The organism is Bacillus sp. P4_D3, assembly GCF_056401855.1.
This window is the reverse complement of sequence record NZ_JBFUIN010000194.1, coordinates 1-5,857: the sequence shown is the minus strand read 5'-3', so window position 1 is coordinate 5,857 and position 5,857 is coordinate 1. Positions and strand designations below refer to the sequence as shown.

The following is a 5,857-nucleotide window of genomic DNA, read 5'->3' as shown; positions in this document are numbered from 1 at the left end:
ATATATAGCTGTGCAGATACTTCATATATAACGTTATTTTGTTCTGCATGAAATACTGATACGTATTCTTTCTCTCTCTTAGATCGGTATTCTATCCACTCCATATTGTTTATATTGAATTGATTTACTCTATCTTTTTTATCAAACCAAAAATCTCCATCTAACGACATATCCGAAGCATATTGATTAACATAATTCTTTTCATATTGCCTCACGAAAATAATTTTCGGATGTTTAGGGTTATTTGTATACGGCCCATACATTAATTTCACATAGTAATGTTTTTTATCATTATCTAATTTTACAAAGTCAATTTTCAATTCTTCGTCCGTGATCTCATATAAAAAAGGTACCACTTGACGAACATTCTCAATTGATTTTGGAACTCCCTTTAGATCATTTTTTGCTCCATATATGTTTTTCTCATCCACTTCTTCAATCGGTTTTTCTTTCTTTAAAACCTGATATTCTAGAGGTCCTCTATTATCTTTTTTTATTTGAGCAACAATCTTATTTTTTTCTCCTTTTATTTCATAATATTTTATTCCTGGTATAAATATATCTGAATCCCCCTCTTCTAAATAAGCCCATTCTCCAGAGCGTTTCACTTCCCCTAACTCATTTCCTACATCTTTTTTCTCCACTACATCTTCAGTAAGTACATAATAATAGTTATCGTAAATTAAGTATTTATGATATAAATGCTCTACCTGCTCTGTTTCAAATAGCCCAGCGATAGTATCTGTTATCTTCCAACTGCAAAAAAAACAAATAATAACTAGAAKCGGAACTAATGTCCACTGTAATTTGAATCTTCTCTTCTTCTTTTCACGTATAAGTTCCTCTATATTTAGATTTTCTGGAAAGTTGACCTTACTGGCTTGATCATGAAAAGCTTCCTTTATTATTCGATCCATGCATTCATCTCCTTTTCATGATCCTCCATAATACAGTAAGATAAATAACCTCTTAAATTCTCTCTCGCTTTGTATAATCTCGATTTCACTGTTCCTTCTTTTATATGTAAAACTTGTGCAATTTCTAAAATGGATAAATCCTGATAATAAAAGAGAACTATAACAACTTGTTGTTTTATCGGTAAATATTTTACAGCTTGCATAACCATTCTCGTTTCTTCTTTTATAAGAAAATCGCTTTCTGGTGTTTTCACCTCCTTCATTTGAAACCACGTTTCTATTTGTAAAAAAGCTAATCTCTTTTTTCTTTTTTGTTTTAAAGTCATATGAATCAATATTTGGTGAAACCATGTTTTAAATGATGCGATTTTTTCATCAAAACGATGCATTGATTTATAAGCTTGTATAAGCGATTCTTGTACAGCGTCCTCAGCCAAACTTCTATCATGTAATATAAGGTATGATGCTCTATACACTTTTTGTATATATGGTTGTACTAATGTATTAAATGCCTCTTTATTTCCCTCCTTGATTTCATGAATTAGCAATTTTTCGTCCACATTTTCACCTCTCTCTACTTATCATATATTTATTACCTTCTACTTTTAAAAAAGTTCATTTTCCTTTTGAAATATTATTTTTTTAACAAAAAAGCTAATCTTTCAAATAAATTAAGAAAGATTAGCTTTATCGATCCACCAATACTACAAACTAATTACCAGCGGAATACCTGCTTCCGGTAAAAAATAAGCAAACACTGTAAAGCCGATAATTAATATTGCAAATAACGACGTTACAACTCCAACCGATATTGTTAGAAAAATAGCATTCGAACCTTTTCTTACAGAACGAACAATCGAATATATCCCAAAGAAAAGACTTAATATTGCTACACTTATATACACAACTACTGCATACCAAGGATTAACTTCCAATAAAACACCCGAAATAAATATATACAAAAATAATAATTGTAGAAAAATACTACTCCCCGTGCTTACTAGTACTTTCAATATAATGTTCTCCCTTACAATTCACTCTGACTGGATTTGATGTGTATCAGCCAGCATATGGATCGCGTATATACCAGCTATTAAGCAGACGTGCCAAGTATAACCGTAGCGAATACTATAATGATTCCTAAGCCGAGACTCATCCCCCTATCCCCTTACATTATATGGTATATTTTCTCGAACAGAGCGAATAATAACAAATAAATTTGTTAAAGAATGGGGGTTTTTCAAAATGAAACGAAAAATAATATCTCTTTTTTCCCTTATCTGCTTAGCACTACCAATACAAGCTAGCGCATACACATTTCAATCACTACCAATTGCGTCAAAGTCTAAACAGTGGTATATCGAAATTGACAAATCTCATAACTCAAACAAGCTAGCGGTGCAGCCAAAACAAGGTGTATATGATACGTATAGTTTACTCTTAAAAAATATTGGTAATGATGTATCAAATGTATCCGTAGAAATACTTGATAACACACCTACATCTAAAACTACCTTTAATCCTACTACATCAAATAACAACGTTTCAAAAAGTCATACAAGCTTTGACTACATGGTATTCCCATTAGACTTTAATAGCCATAATTTTAAAATCGTCATTACTTGGGAAGAAAAGAATTTCTCTTACAACGGCCATCCAGTACATGAGAGTAAAAAAATGAAACAAACATTTGTGTTTAATAAAGAGTAAGTCCTAATTTGATTAGGGCTTACTCTTTATTTACAAAACCAGATTGAATTGCTTCTGTCACTTCTGTTGCAATATCTATTTTTGTATCGTCTACACAAATTTTTTTGTCCCAAACATGTACGGAAGGCACTTCATTAGATAAATGCTTAATTAAGATGAATCGATTATATGTCATTTTATTTTCTATAGAAGTCGCAATATACACCGTAAAATTCTTTGCTTCAAATACCTTTTCTTCCAAAACGTATTTACATCCCAACTCTGCTACTACTAAATCGTTTAGGTTTTCTATAGTCATATACCATATCCCCCTTTTAGCCTACATGATCAATCGAACCGCCGAATACTTGGTACAGACAATGCCATTCCAATTGTTATGAGTACTAAAATGGCTAGCGTTATAATTGTTATCTTTCCACCTATTACAGTAGCTAACCAGCCTACAACCACATATCCTAATGGCAATAAAGCAAATGAACCTAACATATCAAGGCTTGCCACTCTTCCAAATGCTTCTTCTGGTACAAGCTCTTGTAAACTTGTTTCCCAAATGAGCCCAAATATCATAATACCGAATCCTTCAATTACCATTAATCCAATTAAGGCAGGTGCCCAAGAAACGAAAGGCATAATTAATAGTGCCATTCCACTTATTAACACACCGCCATACGCAAGTAATCCTCTCTTATGCCACTGCTGCCTCCCACCAAAAATTAGCGCTGCAATTACAGCTCCCGCACCAGAAGCAGCCATACCCAATCCATAAAAATTTAAAATGTGGTGACGCTTTAACTGGCAATAACAATTTACCGACATAACTTAAATTTTTCTCTGTTGGTATTTCTCCTTGCATATCTCTCTCCTCTTTTCAAATGATTATAGACTTTATAATTAATAACTGAAAATTAATAATATTCTATTTTTAATTATATAAGAAACTATTACGTTATGGTAAAATTATCAAGAAAAGATAAAGGAGAATACATTATTATGCCTCAAAATTCTCATAACATCGAGCACCGCATCTATACAATGTGTATGATCCAGCGAAATAATGACGCTTTACTTATAAAACGCCCCGACCATCGAGGTTTTCCTGGCTACATAGCTCCTGGTGGAAAAGTAGATTTCCCAGAAAGCATATTACAAGCTGCTATACGAGAATCGAAAGAGGAGACCGGACTCCACGTTTCTAATTTAATTTTCAAGGGATTAGACGAATATGTAAATCCTAAGGAAAATGTTCGATATATGGTATTTAACTATTGGACAGATTCATTTGAAGGTGAACTCCTTTTGAATCCTCCTGAAGGCGAATTATTATGGGTACCAATTGATGAAGCACTAAATCTTCCTATGCAAGATTGGTTTAAAGAGAGATTCCCATTATTTTTTGAAAAAGGTACGTTTGAAATTCAACGTGTTTGGGACCGAGACTTGGATAAACAAGTTGCGATGACAATTACGCATACGTAAAAAAGCTTGGAATCTCTCCAAGCTTTTCTTACTTCTCCTCTATTTTCTTAATCTCATAATCAATTTCTAAAAACTTAACTCCAAATATCCACATTCTATGATTAGCTTCTAATATTTGATCCGTGCTCTCTTTAATAATAAAAGTCTCTGCTAATGGTAAACGTATTGTAAAGAAACGAGTATGTAAATAAATCCCCTCATCTCCCTTACCATTTCTTCTCAACTTACTAGTAATGATTAAATCTTTATTCTTATTACATAATTTCAAAATCCCCGTCATATTCGAATATGGTAAAGGTAATCCGATATTCATGTATTTCTCATCCTCATGGGTATGTTTTGAGTAAAGAGCTACAAAAATAGATTCTCCTGCTTCATTTTTTCTTAGCCAAGCCCTTACATTCTCTCTTCCATCCTTCTCATCTATTACCCCAATGATAGAGCCATGCATAGTTTCCCACTTGCCGCCCATTCCTAAATGTATTTGTCCTACACGCTTACTCATTTTCTCATAACAAAATGCAAGCGGGCGAAACCAACGAGTCCATTTAATATGCGATTGTAACTCATACTCTTTTGTATTTTCATAAAAACGAATAATACTTAAAGGAATCTTCGTCGCGTCAAATGCCTCACTATGAAAATCATTCATTTTATCAACTAAACCTTTGTATTCCTTGTTATCTATTAAATTTCTGTTATGTAAAAATGCTTCACCAACTGTCGCATTTCCTCTTAACCTGCTCATTGGTTTCCCGTAATATTTATAATTCGGAGTACTCTTTTCAATCATCCAACCGAGAAAAGCTGGTAACGCTACTCCAATTCCATTTACCACACCGTGGATCCAAACCATTTGTGCAATTGTAATCGTCATTACTTGTTTGAAATTCCCGTATGAATATATGAGTGAAAACATTATCGTTACCATAAGTGTACTGGATGAAAGAGTAAGGAGAATCTTTGCACTTATAGCATTAAATTTCGTTCTCCACACGTAAACTCCATATCCGTATATGGCACATAAATATATGAACACTGCAAAAAATTCAAACACCCTCGAATACGTAATTCCTATCGCAACTGTCATTGGAGAAATGACGATGATAAACATAATAGCGTCATATAACTTACTTCCCCGTTCTCTTTTCCTTCCAAGTAAACCAGCTGATAACGGCAATAGAAATGCCGAGTAATGAAAGTGTGCAGCTGTGAGTAAAACTATGTCAGAACTAAAATGCATAATGGGGAATTTTGCTACAGAAGCAAAAAACCAAAAACCACCTAAAAACAAATAAATAAAAGCACTATCTATAGCTGCTTCCTCTAACGGCTTCCATCCTCTTTCTAGCAATCTACTTATACCAAATAATGCAACGATTCCTGTATATGCAAACCAAAGTAGCGCAAAGAAATAGTGATTTGTTACGAAAGCTAGCATTGCACTGATTGCTGCAATTGGATATAAAAACGATACAAATTTATAAAATAATAAATACGTTCCATTTCTTGTTTCTTTGTCAATAATACAAAATGACATCGGTATAAATAATAAGATAGATAACAATATAATTGCTTCAACAGGATTTACATTCGACCACTCGTATATTAGAAATATAATATAACAAACAAGCCCAAATAGTATATTTTTCATATCGTTTATTCCCTTTCCACAAATGTTCCCTTATATGAAAATAACGAACCAATTAACGTATTTCGTACTTGTACATGAATTCGAAAACATTGTAGTGTTT

General features: G+C 33.0%; 8 protein-coding genes and 1 pseudogene. 2 read left to right on the top strand and 7 right to left on the bottom strand.

The features are described 5' to 3' along the window. The 3 genes from AC1DTM_RS16815 to AC1DTM_RS16805 all read right to left on the bottom strand — a co-directional run. The coding region (locus AC1DTM_RS16815) for a hypothetical protein (RefSeq protein WP_477000521.1) at nucleotides 1-917 on the bottom strand (917 nt) is incomplete at its 3' end. After that, nucleotides 905-1,477 carry an RNA polymerase sigma factor gene (locus AC1DTM_RS16810; protein WP_477000520.1) on the bottom strand — a complete coding sequence of 191 codons (573 nt, stop codon included), beginning with the start codon at nucleotides 1,475-1,477 and terminating at the stop codon, nucleotides 905-907. The genes AC1DTM_RS16810 and AC1DTM_RS16815, both read right to left, overlap by 13 nt. Before the next feature lie 144 nt (nucleotides 1,478-1,621). Continuing rightward, nucleotides 1,622-1,930: a hypothetical protein gene (locus AC1DTM_RS16805; RefSeq protein ID WP_016104485.1), complete on the bottom strand. Its 309-nt coding sequence runs from the start codon at nucleotides 1,928-1,930 to the stop codon at nucleotides 1,622-1,624. A 232-nt stretch (nucleotides 1,931-2,162) separates the two neighbouring features. Between AC1DTM_RS16805 and AC1DTM_RS16800 the strand changes: the two genes are divergently transcribed. Further along, nucleotides 2,163-2,627, top strand: coding sequence for a hypothetical protein (locus tag AC1DTM_RS16800; RefSeq protein ID WP_016104484.1), 465 nt, complete (start codon nucleotides 2,163-2,165; stop codon nucleotides 2,625-2,627). A gap of 19 nt (nucleotides 2,628-2,646) precedes the next feature. Here the strand turns inward: AC1DTM_RS16800 and AC1DTM_RS16795 are convergent, their stop codons facing one another. Further along, a complete protein-coding gene (locus AC1DTM_RS16795; RefSeq protein WP_002158391.1) occupies nucleotides 2,647-2,925 on the bottom strand; it encodes a hypothetical protein in 279 nt (92 codons plus the stop codon). A 29-nt stretch (nucleotides 2,926-2,954) separates the two neighbouring features. Further along, nucleotides 2,955-3,392, bottom strand: a pseudogene (locus tag AC1DTM_RS16790) (MFS transporter); the annotation flags it as partial. Between the two features lie 225 nt (nucleotides 3,393-3,617). On the opposite strand from AC1DTM_RS16790, the gene AC1DTM_RS16785 reads away from it, so the two are divergent. Next, entirely contained in the window at nucleotides 3,618-4,103 is a 486-nt protein-coding gene (locus tag AC1DTM_RS16785; RefSeq protein WP_002148930.1) for an 8-oxo-dGTP diphosphatase, read from the top strand. Between the two features lie 28 nt (nucleotides 4,104-4,131). On the opposite strand, the gene AC1DTM_RS16780 is transcribed toward AC1DTM_RS16785, so the two are convergent. Further along, the gene (locus AC1DTM_RS16780) at nucleotides 4,132-5,757 is read right to left on the bottom strand and encodes a YndJ family protein (RefSeq protein ID WP_016104482.1); all 1,626 of its coding nucleotides are present in this window, start codon (nucleotides 5,755-5,757) and stop codon (nucleotides 4,132-4,134) included. Nucleotides 5,758-5,762: 5 nt separating this feature from the next. Then, nucleotides 5,763-5,857 (bottom strand): DUF4166 domain-containing protein (locus tag AC1DTM_RS16775; RefSeq protein WP_477000522.1); only part of this gene is annotated, 95 nt, incomplete at its 5' end.

Excerpts from the sequence above, each read along its gene's own strand:
- AC1DTM_RS16800 (WP_016104484.1), top strand. The coding sequence starts at position 2,163 with ATGAAACGAAAAATAATATCTCTTTTTTCCCTTATCTGCTTAGCACTA.
- AC1DTM_RS16795 (WP_002158391.1), bottom strand. The coding sequence starts at position 2,925 with ATGACTATAGAAAACCTAAACGATTTAGTAGTAGCAGAGTTGGGATGT.
- AC1DTM_RS16785 (WP_002148930.1), top strand. The coding sequence starts at position 3,618 with ATGCCTCAAAATTCTCATAACATCGAGCACCGCATCTATACAATGTGT.
- AC1DTM_RS16780 (WP_016104482.1), bottom strand. The coding sequence starts at position 5,757 with ATGAAAAATATACTATTTGGGCTTGTTTGTTATATTATATTTCTAATA.